This window comes from Streptomyces sp. NPDC028991 (assembly GCF_055564775.1).
In genome coordinates this window covers 366,311-382,039 of the sequence record NZ_JBVHVP010000004.1, presented here as the reverse complement: position 1 = coordinate 382,039, position 15,729 = coordinate 366,311, and the positions used below count along the sequence as shown (strand labels likewise).

Below are 15,729 nucleotides of genomic sequence, written 5' to 3'. Positions count from 1 at the left end.
CTCATGGCCCTGTGGGACCGCTTCAAGGAGTCCGCGTCGCAGATGCAGACGCAGCTCACCGCGAAGAAGAACGACCTCAAGAGCGGCGCCTTCCGCGACGCGAGCATGGCGATGTGCGCGCTGGTGGCCGCAGCCGACGGCACGGTCGACGCTTCGGAGCGGCAGCGGGTGGCCCAGCTCATCGGCACCAACGAGGTGCTGCAGAACTTCCCCGCCGACGACCTGCGCCGCCGCTTCGAGGCCAACCTGGACAAGCTGACCGCCGACTTCGCCTTCGGCAAGGTCAGCGTCCTCCAGGAGGTCGCCAAGGCGAAGAAGAAGCCCGCCGAGGCACGGGCCGTGGTGCAGATCGGCATCGTGATCGGCGGCGCCGACGGGGACTTCGACAAGGACGAGCGGGCCGTGGTCCGCGAGGCCTGCTACGCCCTGGACCTGCCGCCGCACGAGTTCGACCTCTGACGCCGCTCCGGCGTTCGCCGACTTTGCCGTAGATTCCGTGCGGGCCCGGGCCACGGGCCCGCACCGCACGTCCACCAGGAGAGCGCCGTGTTCGGACTGAGCGAGCTCGCGATCATTCTCATCGTCGTCACAGCCGTTCTCGCCGCCAGGAAGCTCCCCGAGCTGACCCGCTCGGCGGGCAAGTCGGCCCGCATCCTCAAGGCCGAGGCCCGCGCGATGAAGGACGAGGAGCGGGCGCCGGCCGAGGACCGGCAGGCGCCGCGCGTCATCCGGGGCGAGGCGGTCCGCCGCGAGGACACCGGGGACGGCGGGCCCGCGACGCCCACGCCCCAGGCCTGAGGAACCTCACCTCACGCGCCGGCCTCACGACCGCCGCCGCGGCTGCGGTGCGGGCCCAGTTCCCGCAGGACGTCACCGAGTTCGGCGGCGGTGAGCGCGGGGGCGGGCAGGGGCGGCGGTACCGGCGCGGTGCGCAGGCCGCCGAGGAACAGGGCGAGGGGGCGGCGCCAGGCGTCCGGCGCGGTCGCGGAGGTCAGCGCCGGGACGGCTCGGCCCAGCGCCGCGAGCGCGAACAGGACGTCCTCGGTGGTGACGTCGGCGCGGACGGTGCCCTCCTCGCGGCAGCGGGACAGCAGCGAGTCCACGGTCCGGCGGTTGTGCTCGTGCACGGCCTCCAGGCTGTCGACGCCCCGCAGGTGCGTGGTCATGAGGTCGTTGGTGCCGCGGTCGGCCGCCAGGGTGCCGAAGACCGCCTCCAGATAGGCGGTCAGGCCCGCCCACGCGTCCGGCGCTCTCCTGGCCTGTTCACCGGCGTCCATGGTGCCGGTCAGCGAGTCGCGGAAGACGGCGTCCACGAGCGCGGCGCGGGCGGGGAAGTGGCGGTAGAGCGTCGCGTTGCCGACGCCCGCCCGGCGCGCGATCACGTCCAGCGGCGCGTCCAGGCCCTGTTCCGTGAACACCTCGTGGGCCGCCGCCAGCAGAAGCTCCCGGCTGCGCCGCGCGTCGCGTCGCCGCCGGGGCGCTCCGTCGCGTGCGCCGACGGTCATCCTCATCCTCCGGGTCCGGGCGAAACGGGGACCACTCCCCGCGCCTTCCGCGGCGATGCTACCGTCACACCACGAAGTGGGGAGCATTCCCCGTTTCGCCGTTTCGCCGTTCCGCCGTTCCGCCGTTTCGCCGTTTCGCCGTTTCCTGCACCGGGAGGCCCCATGACCGCGCCCACCCTCGAGGAACTGGCCGCCCTGCGGGCCCGGGGCGCCGTGCACCGGGTGCTCGTGCCGGACAGCGGGGAGAGCTGGCTGGTCGTGACGCGCGACGCGGCGCGGGCCGCGCTCACCGACCCGCGGCTGCGCAACGACATCCGGCACTCCGCGTCCTGGCGCACCGACGGCGGTCACGCCATCGGCCGCAACATGCTCCAGAGCGATCCGCCGCAGCACACCCGGCTGCGGCGTCTCGTGGCCGGCCACTTCACGCCCGGCCGGATCGCCGCGCTGCGCCCCCGCGTCGAGGCCGTCGCGGGCGACCTGCTCGCCGCGCTGCCGCGACAGGGCACGACGGACCTGGTCGGCGGATACGCGCTGCCGCTGCCGGTCACGGTGATCTGCGACCTGCTCGGCGTCCCGGAGGCCGACCGGGACGGCTTCCACACCTGGTCGAACGAGCTGGTCATGCCCGCCTCCCCCGAGGCGGCGGCAGCCGCGGCCGGCGCGCTGACCGGCTACCTCACCGAACTGACCGGCCCGGGCCGCCGCCACCCGGACGGCACCCTGCTCGGCGACCTGGTCGCCGCGGCGGACAGCGGCGCGCTGACGGCCGGGGAACTGCTCGGCATGGCCTTCCTCATCCTGGTCGCCGGCCACGAGACGACCGTCAACCTGATCTCCGCCACCGTCCACAGCCTCCTCACCCACCCCGACCAGCTCGCCCGCCTGCGCGCCGCGCCGGACCTGACCGAGCGTGCGGTCGAGGAGTCGCTGCGGTACAACTCCCCCGTGCACGCCACCGCGTTCCGGTTCGCGGCCGAGCCGCTGGAGCTGGCGGGCACCCGGATCGCCGCCGGCGACTCGGTGCTCGTCTCCCTCGCCGCCGCCTCCCGCGACCCCGGCCACTTTCCCGACCCCGACCGCTTCGACATCGACCGCCCGCCGCAGGGCCATCTCGGCTTCGGTCACGGCCTCCACCACTGCCTCGGCGCCCCGCTGGCCCGCGTCGAGACCGCCGTCGCCGTCCGGCTGCTCCTCGGGCGGCACCCTGAGCTCGCCCTCGCCGCCGACCCGGCGTCGCTCACCTGGCGCACCAGCACCCTGCTGCGCGGTCTGGCGGAGCTGCCGGTGCGCCTCGGCTGAGTCCGTGCGGGACCCGTACGGCTCAGGACGGGTCCTCCGGTACGGCGGACAGCAGGCTGTGCACGACCGGTCCCGCCGAGCCGCCGCCGGTCACGCCCTCCTCGACGACCACGGCCACGGCCACGTTGCCGCGGTGGGCGACGAGCCAGCCGTTGTTGTCCTGGTCCTCGGAGACCTCGGCGGTACCGGTCTTGGCGCCGACCTCGCCGGGCAGGCCGGCCAGCACGCGCGCGGTGCCGTCGGTGACGGTGGCCCGCATCAGCGCGCGCAGCTGGGTGACGACCTCGTCGGGGAGCGGCTCGGTGCGGGTCGTGTCCTCGTTGCCCGCGGTGACGGACGGCTGGTGGAACTCGCCGGAGACCGCGGTGGCCGTCACCGATGCCATGATCAGCGGGTTGGCCTGGACCCGGCCCTGCCCGATCATCGAGGCCGCCTTCTCCGTCTCGTCCTTGGGCGACGGCACGGAGCCGTCGTACGTCGGGATGCCGATGTGCCACTCCTGGCCGACCCCGAAGTAGGTGCGGGCGACCTTGCCCAGTTCCCCGTCGTCCAGCTTGCCGCGCAGGCTGATGAACGCGGTGTTGCACGACTCCGTGAAGTCCTTGCGGAAGGTGGCGCCGGGGTACTCGGACGTCTCCACGTTGTGGAACTCCTTCCCGACGGTCAGGTACTTGGGGCAGTCCACGACGTCGTCGGGCTCGACGGCACCCTTGAGCAGCAGGGCGCCGCTGGTGACGATCTTCCAGGTGGAGCCGGGCGCGTAGGTGCCGGAGGCGGCGCGGTTGAAGCCGGTGGAGGGGGAGTTGGCGAGCGCGAGCACCTCGCCGTTGTCGATGCGCAGGGCGACGAGGGCGGCGTTCTTGCCGTCGGCCTCGGCGAGGGCCTTCTCGGCGGCGGACTGCCAGGTGGCGTCCAGGGTGGTGCGGACGGGCTTGCCGTCCGTCGCCGGGTCGGGCTCCTTCCCGAAGGACGCCTCGGTGCGCACGGTCTCGCCGGTGCCGCGGTCGATCAGCTCGACCGCGCCGCGCGGTCCGCCGCCGGTGCGGCCGGCGAGCCGGCCCAGGAGCGGGGCCAGGGACGGGTACCCGCCGCCCGAGAGGGAGGTTCCGTCGCGGTCGGTGACCTGCGGCGGGGTCGTCTCCTCGCGCTCCAGGCGGAACTTCTCCGTGTCGCTCAGCCGCGGGTGCACCAGGGACAGCCGCCAGTCCACCTTCCAGGTGCCGTCGTCCTGCTCGCGCAGCGGCAGCCGCGACTCGTACGACCAGGTGCCCAGGCCCTTGATCGGCATCTTCGCGGTGTAGGCGACGCCGAGGGTGCCGTCCTGCGCCTCCTTCGCCTCCGGCGCCGCCGTCAGCTCCGGCTTCTCGATGTCGAGGCCCGCCGTGAAGCTCCGCAGCACCTCCTGCGCAGTGCCGGGTCTGGTGGTGCGGCCGGCCGCGCTCGGCATGCGCCCGGCGGCCCAGTCGGCGAGGAACGCGCGCGCCTGCTTCATCGCGGCGGGGTCGGGGCCGTCGTCGCCGCGTGCGAAGGGCCCGAACCCGGCGGCGTACGAGCCGCCCGCGGCGATGGCCAGCACGAGTCCCACCGCGGCGACGGCCCGCACGCCGTTGCGCGGCCGGCGGCGGCCGGGAGGGGTGAAGTGGGGAGAGTCCGTCATCGGGGTTCCTGTCTGTGGGCCGGGCCGCGTCGCCGGTCAGCGCGCGGCGAAGAAGTCGAGGATCGTGCCGGTGGCGTCCAGGGACTTGGCGACGGGGCCGAACCCCTTGGGCGGGGGGACCGACGTGCCGGGCCAGGTGTGCCCGGCGTCGTGGACGACGAGAAGCTCGACGGTGGCCGCCGGACCGTCCGCGCCGGCCCCGAGGGGCCAGACGGTCCGCTCGTACCCCTTCTCCCGCGTCGTCGCCGGTTCGCCCGCGCCGCCCGCCGCCGCGAACGCCGCCGCGCTGTCCCGGGCGGACAGGCTCGGCAGGATCGGCTCCTCGGGGTCCGGCGGCGGGGAGGGCCAGCCCGCGAGGGGGCGTACGGGGTCGTCGGCGCCGTAGACGACCATGACCGGGACGCGTCCCGTGGGCTTCACGGCGGCGGTGCCCGCGGGCAGCTGCCCGGAGACCGAGGCCGCGCCCGCCAGCAGGTCGGGACGCTGGGCGGCCATCCGCAGCGCCATCGAGCCGCCGTTGGAGAAGCCGGTGACGTAGACCCGCCCGGGGTCGGCCCGCTCGGTGCGGACCAGGTGCTCGATCAGTGCCTCGGTGAACCGCACGTCGAGGTCGGGGTCCGGGCGCTGCCTCGTCGCCCGCGTGCCCGCGCCCCAGCCGTTGTCCAGGCCCTCCGGATAGGCGACCAGCATGCCGCGCGCCCCGGCGGCCTTCTCCAGCCGGCTCTTCGCGCGCAGCTCGGCGGCGTCGGCGCCGCGGCCGTGGAAGGCGATGACGAGCGGTCTCGGGCCGTCGGCCGCGGGCCGGTGCAGCAGGTACTGACGGGTGTGGCCGTCGACCCGCAGTCGTGCGCGGACCTCCGGCGCCGCGGACGCCGTGGCACCGGCCGGCGACGTGCTGGCCGCCGACGGCGCCGCGTCCGGGCGTCCGGACTCGGTGGCGCAGCCGGCCAGAGGGAGGACGAGGGCGAGGGCGAGCGCGGCGGGCCACCGGCGCGGGCCGGGCGAGAGGTCGAGGAAGGAGCGCATGTCCCGAGGACAGCAACCCCACCGGCCCGCTGTCCAAGATTGATATGGATGTCGGATCGATCAATCCCCGATATGGTTACTGGTCGTGGACCTGGTGCGGCACCTGGAGTGCTTCGTGGCTGTTGCAGAAGAGTCACACTTCGGGCGTGCCGCCGCCCGCCTCGGCATGGCCCAGCCGCCCCTGTCGCAGCGCATCCAGCGGCTGGAGAAGGAGCTGGGCGTCCGCCTCTTCGAACGCACCAGCCGCCAGGTGACGATCACCGAGGCGGGCACGCTGCTCCTCGCCGAGGCCCGTGAGCTGCTCGCCCGGTCCGAGTCCTTCCGGGCCGCCGCGCGCCGCATCCGGGACGGTGAGACCGGCCTGCTGCGCGCCGCCCTCGCCCCCGACATCTCCGGCGAGACCGTCGCCGCCCTGCTGGCGGACTTCCGGCGCCGCCGGGCCGGACTCGAACTGGAGCTGCACGAGCTGTCCACCGCCGACCAGCTCGCCGGCTTCGCCGCCCACGAACTGGACGTCGGTCTCATCCACCACCCCTGCGACGTCACCGGCCTGGAGCTGGGCCCGGTCCTGCGCCGCGACCTCGGCGTGCTGCTGCCGCGCGGGGCCGCCCAGGCGGAGCTCGACGAGGTGCCGCTCGCCTCCCTCACCGGCTACGACCTGGTCCTCTTCCCGCGCGCCGGCGCCCCCGCGGTCTACGACGACCTGCTCACCGCCTGCGCGCGGGGCGGCTACACACCCGCCGCCGTACGGCACGGCCAGGGCGCCAGCTTCGTACGCGGCCTGGTGCTGTCGTCCGGGGCGGTCGCCCTGGGTCCCCGCGACACCCAGTTCGCCGCCCCCGCCGACGGGGACCTGGTCTGGCGCCCGCTGACCGGGGCCCCGCTGGCCTGGCGGCACTCCGTGGCCTGGCCCAGGGGGCGCGGAGACGCCGCCGTCGCCGCCTTCGCGGACGCGGCCACGCACGCCCTGCGCACCACGGCCGGCGCCCGCTCCGAGGTACCCGCCCGGCCACTGCACCTTCGCCCGGCATCGGAGTTCTGGCTGTGACCGACACCGTCACCACCGGCCGCCTGCACGCGGCCTTCGCCGACGCCGGGGTCACCGGGTGGCTGCACGCCGTCGACATCGACTCCGGCGCACAGGTCGAGGCCGGCGCGGACCAGCCGGTGTGCACGGCCAGTGTCCACAAGGTGTGCGTGCTCGTGACGCTGCACGAGCTGGCGGCGGCCGGGGTGCTGGACCTGACCGAGCAGGTCGAGTGCCCGCCGGCCGGGCGCACCCCGGGGCCCACGGGGCTGGCGGCCATGCTCGACCCGGTCCGGCTGTCGCTGCGCGACGCGGCGTTCCTGATGATGTCCGTCAGCGACAACACCGCCGCCGACCTGCTGCTGCGCCGGGTCGGTCTGGACGCGGTCAACCGCACCACGGACCGGCTCGGCCTCACCCGCACGCGGGCGGTGTACGGCTTCGGCGAGATGCTGGGCACCATGCGCGAGGACGCCGGGCCGTCCGGCGCCCGGGCCCTGACCGACCCGCACGTCATCACCCGGCTCCGCGCCCTGGACCCGGCCCGCACCAACCGCAGCACACCCCGCGACATGACCCGCCTGCTCCGCGCGCTGTGGCGGGACGAGGCCTGCCCGCCCGAGTACGGCGCCGCCGCGCGCCGCATCATGGGCCTCCAGGTCTGGCCGCACCGCCTGGCCTCGGGCTTCCCCTTCGACGACGTCCACGTGGCCGGCAAGACCGGCAGCCTGCCGACCCTGCGCAACGAGGTCGGCGTCGTGGAATACCCCGACGGCGGCCGCTACGCCGTGGCCGTCTTCACCCGTACCGCCCACACCGCGGCCGTCCTCCCGGCGGCGGACGCGGTGATCGGTACGGCGGCCCGGATCGCGGTGGACGCGCTGCGGGCACCGTGAGGCGGCCTTCCGACGCGAGGGGGCCGCGCTCCGCCGAGCGGGGGCCGCGCTCCGCCGAGCGGGGGCCGCGCTCCGCCGAGCGGGGGCCGCGTTCCGCCGAGACCGCGTCCGAGGCCCGCCGGGCCCGCGTCCGAGGCCCGCCGGGCCCGCCGGGCCGGCCGGCCGGCGGGTCAGCCGTCGTTGTCCCGCCAGCGCCCGCCGCTGGGCGCCGTGTCGAAGCGGGTCGCCGCCGAGGCGTTGCCGCTGAAGTCGTTGCCGGAGACCCGGCCGCCGGTCCACGTGGCCTCGTGCGCGATCCACAGGGCGTGTGTCTGGGTGCGCGGGTGCCCGTCGTCCCGGACGCGGTTGCCGTGCACGTACGGGTGGGTCACGGCGGCGGCGGCGGTGAGGCCGGTGCGTGGGGCCGGGGTGTCCGGGAGGCGGTAGGCGGCGCCCGGCGCGGGTGTTCCGTCGGGCCAGGCCGTCTCGGCGCCGGGGCGCTCGGGCGCGAGGGTGAGTTCGGTGGCGGTGTTGTCGGTGACCACGGCGGTGACCTCGGTGACTGACCCGGCGGTGGCCTCGGTGGCCGGCTCGCTGGTGGCCCGGGCGTTCCGGACGCCGACCGTCAGCGGCTTTCCGCGGTGGCCGCCCGGGATCCAGTCGGCGTTCTCGTCGGTCAGGGACAGCGGCCCGCAGTGGACGCCCGCACCGCCCCCTCGCGTCCCGGGCGCGGCGCGGCGGCCGTTGTTCCGGATCCGGTTGCCGAAGATCGCCGGTTCGTGCAGCGGGGCGTCGAGGCGGATGCCGTCCAGGGCGTTGTCGTGGATGTCGTCGGACTCCAGGACGATGTCCGTGGCGGGCTCCTGGTCGCCGCCGGCCAGGTTGTGCTGCCAGTAGCCGTACCGCCCGTTGCCGCTGATCCGGTTGCCGCGGAAGGCGTACGGCCCCGGGGTGTTGCCGAGCGCGACGCCGTCCCCGACGTTGCCGTCGATCACGCACCCGGTGACGATGCCGCCGCGTCCGCCGACGCTGGTCGTGCCCTGCGCCGACACGTCGAACCCGGCGACGTGGTTGCCGAGCATCGTGCAGCCGGTGACCAGGAGGCCGTCGGCGCCCCAGTCGGAGATGCCGTAGCGGTTGCCCTCGGTGTGGCAGGCGGTGACGCGGATGCCGCGGGGCGGGACCCAGTGGTCCTGCTGGAGTTCGAGGAAGATGCCGTTGGTGCCGTTGCCGTTGGCCGTGCAGTCGGTCACCGCCAGCCGTTCGACCGGCCCCCAGCCGCCGACCCCGATCCCGATGCCCGCGCCGCCCATCTTCTCGCCGGGATCCTGCCGCCCGCACCGCTCGGCCAGGACGCCCTCGACGACGGTGTCCTGGAGGAAGTCGCATCCGAAGCCGGTGGCGGCGGTGTCGTGGATGTACAGGTCGGTGAAACGCCCGCGCAGCACGTACTGGAGCCCCAGCCCCTTGGCCAGCACCTCGTACTCCTCGGTCTCCACCTGCGAGCCGTCGATCTCGAAGTGGGCGAAGGTCACGTCGGCGATGTGGTTGTCCCGTCCGGCGCCGTGCTGGGCGGTGGTGAACCAGGCCAGCGGCACCGGCCGCGTCGGGGCGCCGGGGTTGCACAGCGCGAAGCAGGTGGCGCCGCGTCCGGCGCCGGTCAGCGAGACGCCGCTGCGCCAGAGCACGGGCCGGTCCCGGATCACGTACCGCCCGGCGGGCACGCGCACGGTGCGCGGCCGCCCGTCCGCGGCGGTGGCGTCGCCCAGCGCGTCCACCAGCTTCTGCAGCGCCGGTCGGTCGTCGGCGATGCCGTCCCCGACCAGTCCGTACTCATGGGCGTCGACCGTCAACGGTGCGGTCATGGGGGCGCTCCTTCCACCGGCGGCGCGGGGCGGCGGGCCCGGGGCGGCACCGCCGCACCGCCGACCGGGTACCAGCCGCCGGCTCCTCTCAATCACGGATGCGCGCCCGAGCCGAGGGGCAGCCTCGGGGATCACCGCGACCATCCGGACATTCCTGGCGCTTTATCTCATTTGGGGGTACATAATCAGAACATGAGTACGGCAACGTATGAACTGCTGGCCGCGTCCTCGCACGCGCTCAACCTGACGATCGCCTTCATCGGCGGGCTGGTGATCGCCGGCGCGCTGATCTGGGCCGTACGCATGGGCATGGGGGTCATGGAACGCGAATCCGAACGCCCGCACGCCGACGAGCACGGCAGACTGCCCGCTACCGGCGCCGTCCACGAGGAACGGGAGGCGCGGGAACCCGACGAGATCCCGCTGGCGGCGGACGGCAGCCCACGGCTCATGCCGTACCAGCTCCACCACTCGGGCAGCCGCCGCGGCGAGGACCAGAACCGCCGCCGCTGGCTGCCGGGTTCGAGCGGGGCCTTCGGCAGCGGGGGGCCCGGGCACGTGTGACCCGGGCACGCGGTGAGCCCACGCCGGGCCCGCATGCCCCGGCCACACGGCGACCCCGCACCGGCCACCGTGCGCCCCGGGCACGCGGTGGCCCGGTCGCGGAGCGGGCGGGCCGGCGGGGCGTCCCCCGTCCGGGCGAACACCGGTGTGCGCGCCGGTCGCCGCGGACCTTCACTGATGGGGAACCGCGTGCTCTCGCGGGACGGTACTCACCAGGTTCCTGGAGGCGACATGGCCGGTCACCGAGTGCTCGGCGCGGTCGGTGCGGTGGCACTGGCGGGCACCGTGCTCGCCGGGTGCTCCGACGGCGGCGACGGTGACGCGCCGTCGGACGCCGGCAGCGCGGCGGCCAGCCGGGCCGCGTCGGCCGCCTCCTCCCTGGCCTCCCAGGGCGCGGACGCGGTGGCGTCGGCGACGGCGGAGGCCGGACGGTGGCTGGCGGAGATCCAGGAGGGCGCCGACGTCAAGGGCGACGTGAAGGCGGGCGACCCGAGGACCGACGCCGACGGGCGCACCACCGTGGAGATCACCGTCCGCAACACCGCCGACTCGACGAAGTCCTTCGTCGTGCAGGTGAACTACACGGACGCCGGCGGCACCCTGCTCGACACGGCCGTCGTCACCGTCGCCGACGTCCCCGCCGGAGAGTCCGCCCGCGCCACCGCGCGCAGCAACCACGACCTGTCCGGGGACGTGCGCGCGGTGGTGGCCCGGGCGGTGCGCTACTGACGCCCGTGAGCGGCGGACGGCGACATGGTGGTCCCGCACTTCGGCGGCCACGAGAACGGCTACGGCTCCGGCACCACCCGCACCGTCCGCGCCGGCGCCCCGACGGACGGGGAACGCCGGGCCCACGAGACCGTACGCGGCGCCCGGCGGGCGCCGCGTACGAGGCGGTACGGCCCGGGGTGTCCTGCCAGGAGATCCTTCGTGACCTGCACGGAGGACGGGGGCCGGCGGCTCAGCACCGCGTCGCGCGAACTGGCGATCGCGGGCTGAGCCCCGCCGGTCCCCAGGACGCCGCCGGGTCTTCGACGGCCGCCTACAGCCCCAGCCACACCGTCGTGTCCGGGCCCAGCCGGCCACCGTCCAGCGGGGCGCTGCTCAGCAGCACCTCACCGGCCGGCCGGTCGACCGTCCTGCCGGAGAGGTTGGTGACGCAGCGCCAGCCGGGCGACCGGTCGAACTGGAGGACCCCGTCCGGGACGTCGTCCGCCCAGGTCAGCGACTCACCGTCGAGCAGCTTGCGGCGCAGGCGCAGGGCCGTGCGGTAGAGCTCCAGGGTCGAGCCCGCCACTCCGTCCTGGGCCTCGACGGCGTACGCCGCGAAGTCCGGCGGCTGCGGCAGCCACGCCGCGCCCGCGCCGAAGCCGTACGACGGTCCGCCCGTCGTCCACGGCAGCGGCACCCGGCAGCCGTCGCGGCCCTTGCGGACGTGCCCGGTCTGCTCCCAGATCGGGTCCTGGAGGACCTCGGTGGGCAGGTCGGCCACCTCCGGCAGGCCCAGTTCCTCGCCCTGGTAGACGTACGCCGAACCGGGCAGCGCCAGCATCAGCATCGTCGCCGCGCGAGCCCGGCGCAGGCCGGCCGCCGCGTCGACGGCCGGTGCGTGGCCGCCGGACAGCAGCCAGGCGTCGGTGTCGGTGCCCGGCGGCAGGATCAGGCGGGTGGCGTGGCGCACCACGTCGTGGTTGGACAGCACCCAGGTCGCCGAGGCACCGGCGGCGTGCGCGTCGGCCAGGGAGCCGGTGATGATCTCGCGCAGCTCCGCCGCGTCCCAGCCGCCCTGGAGGTACTCGAAGTTGAAGGCCTGCCCCAGCTCGTCCGGGCGGGCGTACAGCGCGCGCCGGGCGCCCGGCACCCACGCCTCGGCCACCGCCATCCGGGGCGGGGAGTAGGCGTCGAGGATCTTGCGCCAGTCGCGGTAGACCTCGTGGACGTCGTCGCGGTCGTAGAACGGGTGGGTGCCGGGGGCGAACTCCGCGAGCGCCGCCTCGCTGCTCAGTTCCGGGGAGCCGAGATCACGCAGCGGCTCGGCCAGGTCCTTGACCAGCGCGTGCGCCACGTCGACCCGGAAGCCGTCGACGCCCCGGTCGCACCAGAACTTCAGCGTGGTGCGGAAGTCGGCCCGGACCTGCTCGTTCTCCCAGTTCAGGTCAGGCTGCTGGGGCGCGAAGAGGTGCAGGTACCACTGGCCGTCGGGCACCCGCCGCCAGGCGCTGCCGCCGAAGACGGACTGCCAGTCGGTCGGCGGGAGTTCGCCCCGCTCGCCCCGGCCGTCGCGGAAGACGTAGCGGTCCCGGGCCGCGGAGCCCGGGGCCGCGGCCAGGGCCTCACGGAACCACGCGTGGCGGTGCGAGGTGTGGTTGGGGACCAGGTCGACGATCACCTTCAGGCCCAGCCGGTGCGCCTCGGCGGCCATGGCGTCGAAGTCGTCCAGGGTGCCCAGGCGCGGGTCGACGTCGCGGTAGTCGTCGACGTCGTAGCCGCCGTCGGCGAGTTCGGACGGGTAGAACGGGCTGAGCCACAGGGCGTCGACACCCAGGGCGGCCAGATGCGTCAGGCGCTGGGTGATGCCGCGCAGGTCACCGAGCCCGTCGCCGTCGGCGTCGGCGAAGCTGCGCGGGTAGATCTGGTAGATGACGGCCTGCCGCCACCAGTTGGGGTCCTTGGACGACAGGTCGGGCGTGCTGGTGGTGCTGCGTACGGTCACGCGGTCTCCTTCGCGATGCGTGCGGGCGACACGAACAGATCTGTCCACATCACCCGAAAAGCGAACCCGTGCGCCCGCGACGCGCCGGGGCCTACGCGCCTTGGCCTTCGCCTCGGCGTTCGACCGCCCCCAGGTACAGGTCCACGTACCGGTCCACGTCCACGTCCAACGCCACGTCGACCAGCGGCTGCTCGCGCGTGCCGTCGTGCAGCTCGGACTCGCCGACGCGCAGGCGGCGGTCGACGAGGGTCTGGCCGCGGGCCGGGCCGGGGGCCAGGGAGACCTCGACGGGCAGCCGCCGCGTGGTCAGGCCCGCCGGATCGATCACCGCGCAGACCGCGCCCGCGTCGCCGAGGCCGCCGCCCGGGTCCGCCTCGTCGGTGACCGGGCCGCGGTGGGCGAGCAGCTCACCGGCGAGCCGGGTGCCGGGCTCGGCGCTCGCGCGCAGCCGGCGTACGTCCGGCCCCGGGACGATCACCCGCTGGAACACGTCCAGCCCGTACATCGTGATGGGCACCCCGGCGGTGAGCAGGATCGCGGCGGCCTCCGGGTCGTGCCAGACGTTGAACTCGGCGACCGGCGTCGCGTTCCCGCCGGCCACCGCGCCGCCCATGAAGACGATCCGCTCGATGCCGGCGGTGACCTCGGGGTGGGTGCGCAGCAGCAGCGCGATGTTGGTCGCCGGAGCCGTGGGGATCAGGGTGACCGGACGCGGGGCGGCGAGGATCTCCCGGCGCAGCAGGGTCACCGCGTCCACGTCGGCGGGTGCCCGGGCGGGCGCGGGCAGGCCGAGATCGCCCATGCCGTCGTGGCCGTGCACGTGCCGGGCGGTGCGCACACCCTCGATCAGCGGGCGTCCGGCGCCCCGGGCGACGGGGACGTCGGGGGCGCCGGCCTGCTCCAGCACGGTCAGGGTGTTCCGTACGACCCCCGCCACGTCGGTGTTCCCGGCCACGCAGGTGACCGCGCGCAGGTCGAGCCCCGGGTGGCGGACCGCCAGCAGCAGGGCCAGCGCGTCGTCGACGCCGGTGTCGCAGTCGATGATCACCGGGATGGGCCGCTGCTGCGGGCCGGAGGCGGTCGTCACGGCGGAGGGCTCCTTGGGCTTCGTGGGCGCCGGTCGCCGGTCGCCGGTCGCCGTGACCCTACGCGGGATCACGCGGACACCCGCGGCTCCGGGCCGCGCGGACGGAGGACGGGCACCGCGCGAAGAAGCCCCGGGGCGCTCGCACCGTGGCTTCGGATTTCCGCTCGGCGGTCAGTGCGCCGGGGCACTCCCCGGCGTCGGCATCAGGCGATGGGCGACGCGCTTCATGGGCGCGACGGTACCCGCGTACGGACACCGCCGCGAGCCGTTTTCGCGCCGGGTGCCTCACCCGGACGGCCCCGCACGCTGGTGGTGGGGCGGGGGCGGTGGTGCCGTGGGGGGTGCGACCGGTCCTGAACGGCTCCGGCCGCCCCGGCCCGCCAGGAGGCACCGATGCAGCACGCCCCCGCCGCCCGTCCCCTGCTCGCCGCCGCGCTCTCGGCCGTACTGGCGCTGACGGCGGCCGCCTGCTCCGCCGGCGGGCGGGAGGTGGTCCGGCCGGCCGGTACCGGTCCGGCGACCGCGCAGTCCCCGGCCACGCTTCCGTCCGCCGCCCTGCCGCCCGCGCTCACCCGGGAGCAGGCGCGGGCGGCCCTGATCACGGAGGCCGACCTGGGTGCGGCGTGGGTGCCGACGCGGGGGGCCGCGACCTGGCGGGACGAGGTGCTCAGGGCCACCGCCGAGCGGCCCGACTGCCGGAGGCTGCTGGACGTCCTCTACACCGAGGAGCTCTTCGGCGCCGCCGCCGCGCCCAGGGCCACGGTCGCCCTGGACGACGCGGCCGGCGGGGCACAGCTGCACTACCGGATCACCTCGTACCGCACGGCCGGCATCGCCAGGGCGCTGGACTGGCTCGGGTCGCTGCCGGACACCTGCGGACGGTTCACGGCCCGGCCTGCCCACGGCGCCACCCGGGAGGTCCGGGTCACCGAGGTGACGCTGCCGGACGCGGGGGACGACCGGCGGGGCCTGCGGACGACGGTGCGCGCCGAGGGCGCCGTCCTCACCGTGGACCTCGTCGCCGTACGCGTCGGCGACGACGCGATCAGCCTCGTCAACGGCACCCTGGGCGAACCGGCCGACGACGCCACCCGGGCGGCCGTCGAGGCGGGGGCGCAGCGGCTGGCGGAGGTCCGGCGGCAGGGGCGGGCGCAGGTCTAGCGAACGGGCGGCGGGATGACCGGGCGCGCACGCGGCGGGCGGCCCGGCGTGAGCGCAGGGGGCTTTCGTTCGGCTCGGGCCGGAACCGGGCAACGGTGCCTCGCAACCGGCCCGAGCGGCGGGCCGGCCCCCGCGTCCGCGGCCTGATCCGCCGGACAGGCCCTAGTGGTCGCGGTCCAGGCGGCGGCGGTGGGTGAGTACGTCGCGGGCCACGTCGTGGGCGGTGCGGCCGCGGGTGAAGGCGTCGGCGCGCAGGCGTGCCAGGGCCTCGTCCGCGCCGACACCGAGCTGGACCATGATCATGCCGACGGCCTGGTAGACCTCGTCGTGGTCGACGGCCAGGTCGTCCAGCCAGCTCTCCTCCCCGCGCGGCAGCGCCATCAGCGCCACCGTCATGACGCCCGCCACGAGCCGTGCCAGGCGTATCTGCGGGCCGGTCAGCTCGCCGGGGGTGTCCCGGTAGAGGTCGAGGGTGCCCAGGCATCCGGCGTCGCCGCCCAGCGGCAGTGCGTACACCGCGCGGATGCCGACCGCGGTCGCCTGCTGGGCGAAGACGGGCCACCGGCCCGCGTCGGCGCCGGCCGACAGATCGCAGGCGAGCACCGGAGCGCCCGACTCGGCGGCGCTCACACAGGGACCGTCCCCCAGCGTGGCCTGGAGCTCCGCCAGATACGTCGCCCGGTCACCCCTGGCGCACAGCCGGACCGGCACCCCATCGGCGCGCAGCGACGCGCTCGCCCCGGTCACCGGCAGCAGCCGTACCACGGTCTCGCACAGTCGTCCCGGCACCTCGCCCGGCGGACTGCCCCGCACCTGGGCCGCGATCACCTCGGCGGCGCGTTCCCCGTCCGGGGGCCACCGGGGTTCATCGCTGGGCCGCACGCGCACCGCCTCCTTCACTCACGCGGCCGGAGGCACGACTACCCCTGCCCGACGTGGGGAAACCC

Annotated in this window: 16 protein-coding genes; 9 read left to right on the top strand and 7 right to left on the bottom strand. The window is 75.5% G+C overall.

Annotated features, from left to right (window positions below):
- The first annotated feature begins 3 nt into the window (after window positions 1-3).
- Both ACZ4V1_RS11965 and ACZ4V1_RS11960 read left to right on the top strand, forming a co-directional pair.
- Window positions 4-459, top strand: a complete 456-nt coding sequence (locus ACZ4V1_RS11965) for a tellurite resistance TerB family protein (protein ID WP_468333556.1) — start codon at window positions 4-6, stop codon at window positions 457-459.
- Between the two features lie 87 nt (window positions 460-546).
- The gene (locus ACZ4V1_RS11960) at window positions 547-798 is read left to right on the top strand and encodes a twin-arginine translocase TatA/TatE family subunit (RefSeq protein ID WP_468333143.1); all 252 of its coding nucleotides are present in this window, start codon (window positions 547-549) and stop codon (window positions 796-798) included.
- Between the two features lie 11 nt (window positions 799-809).
- Here the strand turns inward: ACZ4V1_RS11960 and ACZ4V1_RS11955 are convergent, their stop codons facing one another.
- Window positions 810-1,505: a TetR/AcrR family transcriptional regulator gene (locus ACZ4V1_RS11955; protein ID WP_468333141.1), complete on the bottom strand. Its 696-nt coding sequence runs from the start codon at window positions 1,503-1,505 to the stop codon at window positions 810-812.
- A 162-nt stretch (window positions 1,506-1,667) separates the two neighbouring features.
- Between ACZ4V1_RS11955 and ACZ4V1_RS11950 the strand changes: the two genes are divergently transcribed.
- Window positions 1,668-2,807 carry a cytochrome P450 family protein gene (locus ACZ4V1_RS11950; RefSeq protein ID WP_468333138.1) on the top strand — a complete coding sequence of 380 codons (1,140 nt, stop codon included), beginning with the start codon at window positions 1,668-1,670 and terminating at the stop codon, window positions 2,805-2,807.
- A 22-nt stretch (window positions 2,808-2,829) separates the two neighbouring features.
- Here ACZ4V1_RS11950 and ACZ4V1_RS11945 read toward each other — a convergent pair whose 3' ends face one another.
- Window positions 2,830-4,464 (bottom strand): penicillin-binding transpeptidase domain-containing protein, encoded by a 1,635-nt coding sequence (locus ACZ4V1_RS11945; RefSeq protein WP_468333135.1) that lies wholly within the window; start codon window positions 4,462-4,464, stop codon window positions 2,830-2,832.
- 36 nt (window positions 4,465-4,500) lie between these two features.
- On the bottom strand, window positions 4,501-5,490 hold the full coding sequence (locus tag ACZ4V1_RS11940; protein WP_468333132.1) for a CE1 family esterase: 990 nt from the start codon (window positions 5,488-5,490) through the stop codon (window positions 4,501-4,503).
- A gap of 115 nt (window positions 5,491-5,605) precedes the next feature.
- On the opposite strand from ACZ4V1_RS11940, the gene ACZ4V1_RS11935 reads away from it, so the two are divergent.
- On the top strand, window positions 5,606-6,538 hold the full coding sequence (locus tag ACZ4V1_RS11935; RefSeq protein WP_468333129.1) for a LysR family transcriptional regulator: 933 nt from the start codon (window positions 5,606-5,608) through the stop codon (window positions 6,536-6,538).
- Window positions 6,535-7,413: a serine hydrolase gene (locus tag ACZ4V1_RS11930; RefSeq protein ID WP_468333127.1), complete on the top strand. Its 879-nt coding sequence runs from the start codon at window positions 6,535-6,537 to the stop codon at window positions 7,411-7,413. The genes ACZ4V1_RS11935 and ACZ4V1_RS11930 overlap by 4 nt, the downstream gene beginning before the upstream one ends.
- A 170-nt stretch (window positions 7,414-7,583) precedes the next feature.
- Here the strand turns inward: ACZ4V1_RS11930 and ACZ4V1_RS11925 are convergent, their stop codons facing one another.
- The gene (locus ACZ4V1_RS11925) at window positions 7,584-9,257 is read right to left on the bottom strand and encodes a right-handed parallel beta-helix repeat-containing protein (RefSeq protein WP_468333125.1); all 1,674 of its coding nucleotides are present in this window, start codon (window positions 9,255-9,257) and stop codon (window positions 7,584-7,586) included.
- 192 nt (window positions 9,258-9,449) lie between these two features.
- Here ACZ4V1_RS11925 and ACZ4V1_RS11920 point away from each other — a divergent pair, with 192 nt between their 5' ends.
- The 3 genes from ACZ4V1_RS11920 (at window position 9,450) to ACZ4V1_RS11910 (ending at window position 10,820) form a co-directional block, all read left to right on the top strand.
- Window positions 9,450-9,821: a DUF6479 family protein gene (locus ACZ4V1_RS11920; protein WP_468333123.1), complete on the top strand. Its 372-nt coding sequence runs from the start codon at window positions 9,450-9,452 to the stop codon at window positions 9,819-9,821.
- A 231-nt stretch (window positions 9,822-10,052) separates the two neighbouring features.
- Complete coding sequence (locus ACZ4V1_RS11915) at window positions 10,053-10,550, top strand: FxLYD domain-containing protein (RefSeq protein WP_468333120.1); 498 nt, start codon at window positions 10,053-10,055, stop codon at window positions 10,548-10,550.
- Window positions 10,551-10,574: 24 nt separating this feature from the next.
- Window positions 10,575-10,820, top strand: coding sequence for a hypothetical protein (locus tag ACZ4V1_RS11910; RefSeq protein WP_468333117.1), 246 nt, complete (start codon window positions 10,575-10,577; stop codon window positions 10,818-10,820).
- Between the two features lie 43 nt (window positions 10,821-10,863).
- On the opposite strand, the gene ACZ4V1_RS11905 is transcribed toward ACZ4V1_RS11910, so the two are convergent.
- Together ACZ4V1_RS11905 and ACZ4V1_RS11900 are read right to left on the bottom strand one after the other, a co-directional pair.
- Window positions 10,864-12,534: a glycoside hydrolase family 13 protein gene (locus ACZ4V1_RS11905; protein ID WP_468333114.1), complete on the bottom strand. Its 1,671-nt coding sequence runs from the start codon at window positions 12,532-12,534 to the stop codon at window positions 10,864-10,866.
- Between the two features lie 91 nt (window positions 12,535-12,625).
- Window positions 12,626-13,621, bottom strand: coding sequence for a nucleoside hydrolase (locus ACZ4V1_RS11900; RefSeq protein WP_468333111.1), 996 nt, complete (start codon window positions 13,619-13,621; stop codon window positions 12,626-12,628).
- Window positions 13,622-14,014: 393 nt separating this feature from the next.
- On the opposite strand from ACZ4V1_RS11900, the gene ACZ4V1_RS11895 reads away from it, so the two are divergent.
- The gene (locus tag ACZ4V1_RS11895; RefSeq protein WP_468333108.1) at window positions 14,015-14,782 is read left to right on the top strand and encodes a hypothetical protein; all 768 of its coding nucleotides are present in this window, start codon (window positions 14,015-14,017) and stop codon (window positions 14,780-14,782) included.
- 162 nt (window positions 14,783-14,944) lie between these two features.
- Here the strand turns inward: ACZ4V1_RS11895 and ACZ4V1_RS11890 are convergent, their stop codons facing one another.
- Complete coding sequence (locus tag ACZ4V1_RS11890) at window positions 14,945-15,670, bottom strand: GAF and ANTAR domain-containing protein (protein WP_468333107.1); 726 nt, start codon at window positions 15,668-15,670, stop codon at window positions 14,945-14,947.
- Window positions 15,671-15,729 lie beyond the last annotated feature (59 nt).

What these genes read in the sequence shown, in the direction of transcription:
- ACZ4V1_RS11915 (WP_468333120.1), top strand. Translation starts at nt 10,053, where the DNA reads ATGGCCGGTCACCGAGTGCTCGGCGCGGTCGGTGCGGTGGCACTGGCG.
- ACZ4V1_RS11950 (WP_468333138.1), top strand. Translation starts at nt 1,668, where the DNA reads ATGACCGCGCCCACCCTCGAGGAACTGGCCGCCCTGCGGGCCCGGGGC.
- ACZ4V1_RS11940 (WP_468333132.1), bottom strand. Translation starts at nt 5,490, where the DNA reads ATGCGCTCCTTCCTCGACCTCTCGCCCGGCCCGCGCCGGTGGCCCGCC.
- ACZ4V1_RS11955 (WP_468333141.1), bottom strand. Translation starts at nt 1,505, where the DNA reads ATGACCGTCGGCGCACGCGACGGAGCGCCCCGGCGGCGACGCGACGCG.
- ACZ4V1_RS11965 (WP_468333556.1), top strand. Translation starts at nt 4, where the DNA reads ATGGCCCTGTGGGACCGCTTCAAGGAGTCCGCGTCGCAGATGCAGACG.
- ACZ4V1_RS11895 (WP_468333108.1), top strand. Translation starts at nt 14,015, where the DNA reads ATGCAGCACGCCCCCGCCGCCCGTCCCCTGCTCGCCGCCGCGCTCTCG.
- ACZ4V1_RS11945 (WP_468333135.1), bottom strand. Translation starts at nt 4,464, where the DNA reads ATGACGGACTCTCCCCACTTCACCCCTCCCGGCCGCCGCCGGCCGCGC.
- ACZ4V1_RS11910 (WP_468333117.1), top strand. Translation starts at nt 10,575, where the DNA reads ATGGTGGTCCCGCACTTCGGCGGCCACGAGAACGGCTACGGCTCCGGC.
- ACZ4V1_RS11925 (WP_468333125.1), bottom strand. Translation starts at nt 9,257, where the DNA reads ATGACCGCACCGTTGACGGTCGACGCCCATGAGTACGGACTGGTCGGG.
- ACZ4V1_RS11920 (WP_468333123.1), top strand. Translation starts at nt 9,450, where the DNA reads ATGAGTACGGCAACGTATGAACTGCTGGCCGCGTCCTCGCACGCGCTC.